This window comes from Plasticicumulans sp. (genome assembly GCF_035331805.1).
GTDB lineage: Bacteria > Pseudomonadota > Gammaproteobacteria > Competibacterales > Competibacteraceae > Plasticicumulans.
The window spans coordinates 1-1,768 of the sequence record NZ_DAOLKE010000522.1 but is presented as its reverse complement, the minus strand read 5'-3'; the positions used below and the strand labels follow the sequence as shown (position 1 = coordinate 1,768).

The 1,768-nt window shown below is 70.0% G+C and carries 2 protein-coding genes and 1 pseudogene; all 3 read left to right on the top strand.

The window, feature by feature from the left end; translation table 11 throughout:
• A pseudogene (locus tag PKE44_RS19045) lies at positions 1-511 on the top strand (IS21 family transposase); the annotation flags it as partial.
• A complete protein-coding gene (istB, locus tag PKE44_RS19040) occupies positions 495-1,268 on the top strand; it encodes an IS21-like element helper ATPase IstB (RefSeq protein WP_324554373.1) in 774 nt (257 codons plus the stop codon). The pseudogene PKE44_RS19045 and the gene istB, both read left to right, overlap by 17 nt.
• Positions 1,265-1,675, top strand: coding sequence for a hypothetical protein (locus PKE44_RS19035; protein WP_324554371.1), 411 nt, complete (start codon positions 1,265-1,267; stop codon positions 1,673-1,675). The genes istB and PKE44_RS19035 overlap by 4 nt, the downstream gene beginning before the upstream one ends.
• Positions 1,676-1,768: the final 93 nt, after the last annotated feature.

Sequence of the window (1,768 nt, the reverse complement as noted above, 5' to 3'; positions counted from 1 at the left end):
GGTCCGGGCGACGCTCGAGCGGGTGCGTGTGCTGGTCGACGGCGCCGTCGTCGCCGACCATGCGCGCAGCTTCGATCGAGGTCTCGTCGTCGAGGCTCCATCGCACGTCGAGGCGCTGAAGAAGAGCAAGGGCGAGGCGCGCAAGCACCGCGCGCTGGATCGCCTGGCGCAGGCGGCTCCGAGCAGCCAGCAGGTGTTCGTCCAGCTTGCCGAACAGGGCGAGAACCTCGGCCGTGCGACGCAGTACTTCCTCGGCTTGCTGCAGCAGTACGGGGCGATGGCGCTCGAACAGGCGATGCGCGAGGCGTTGGCCAGCGGCACGGCGAACTACAACGCGGTGCGGTGCAACCTCGAGCGGGCGCGGCAGGCTGCGGGCCTGCGGCCCTCGACGCCGGTGGACCTGCCGGACGACGCGCGGGTCCGGGACCTCGCGATCCCGCCGCGCGACCTGCGTGGCTACGACGCCCTGCTCGATGCCGGGAAGGAGGTCACGGATGACGCCGCGAGCTGAAGCGGAGATGCGGGAGCGGGCGCAGCGGCTTGGGCTGTGGGGCCTGTTGGCGAACTGGGAACAGATGAGCAAGGAGTCCTGGGTGCAGGACTACCTCGGCGTCGAGGAAGAGGAACGGGCGCGGCGCAGCCTGGAACGGCGCATCCGCGCGGCGCGGCTCGGCGCCTTCAAGTCGATCGCGGACTTCGACTGGCAGTGGCCGAAGGTGATCGACCGCGACCAGATCGAGGATCTCCTGCAACTCGCCTTCCTCGACGAGCACGCCAACGTAGTGCTGTTCGGTCCGACCGGGATCGGCAAGACGATGATTGCCCAGAACCTCGGGCACCAGGCGCTGCAGCACGGCCATACCGCGCTGCTGACGAGCGCGAGTGCCATGCTGAACGACCTCGCGGCGCAGGATTCGCCGGCGACGCTGGCGCGGCGTCTGCGTCGCTACTGCCGGCCGCGCGTGTTGATCCTCGACGAGATCGGCTACTTCGTGCACGGTGGCCGCGCCGCCGACCTGTTCTTCGAGGTGATCAGCCAGCGCTACGGCGTGAAGTCGACGGTGATGACGTCGAACAAGCCCTTCTCCGAGTGGCCTGCGGTCTTCGGCGGTGCCGGGTGTGTCAGCGCGATCGTCGATCGCGTCGTGCACAAGGTCGAGATCGTCAAGATCGACGGCGAGTCCTACCGGCAGAAGGAGGCGATGGAACGCGCCGAGCAGAAGGCGAAGGAACGCACGCAGCGCAAGAAGCCGCGGAGGGGAGCATGAACCGGCGACCGGTGCCCGTACCGCCGCGGCCGGGCTTGGAGCGACGGCCACGCGAGGCCTTTGGGTGGCTCGACGCCGAACTGCTGCACGGCGGCTGGCTCGCCGAGTTGGGTCCGCACGCGGTGGCGACGATGGTCCTGCTCGCGCTCGCCGCCGACCGCCGCGGCGCCTCGTTCTTCAGCCGCGATCGCATGGCCGTGGCGGTCGGCATCAGCCGGCACGAGGTCGACGCCGCACTGCAGCGGCTTCTCGACTGCGGCCTCGTCGATCACCGCCCGTGGCGAACAGGAGCCCGCGACGGGGTATGGCAGCTGCTGCCACTTCCCTTGCGGCAAGCACCGCACCGAGCGCTTCGCGAACTGTCGGCCGCCGAGGTGCTCAGGAGCCTCGGCTTCGAGCCGCGCTGATCGGCAATCGGCAGCCGGCGGTCGGCTACGCGCCGCGCAACTCGACCGCCAAGCTGACCGCCGGAATCACGCGGATCGTGGCAGCCGCCGACA

Bases quoted from the DNA above. Each gene is read 5' to 3' on its own strand.
- istB (WP_324554373.1), top strand. From the start codon at position 495: ATGACGCCGCGAGCTGAAGCGGAGATGCGGGAGCGGGCGCAGCGGCTT.
- PKE44_RS19035 (WP_324554371.1), top strand. From the start codon at position 1,265: ATGAACCGGCGACCGGTGCCCGTACCGCCGCGGCCGGGCTTGGAGCGA.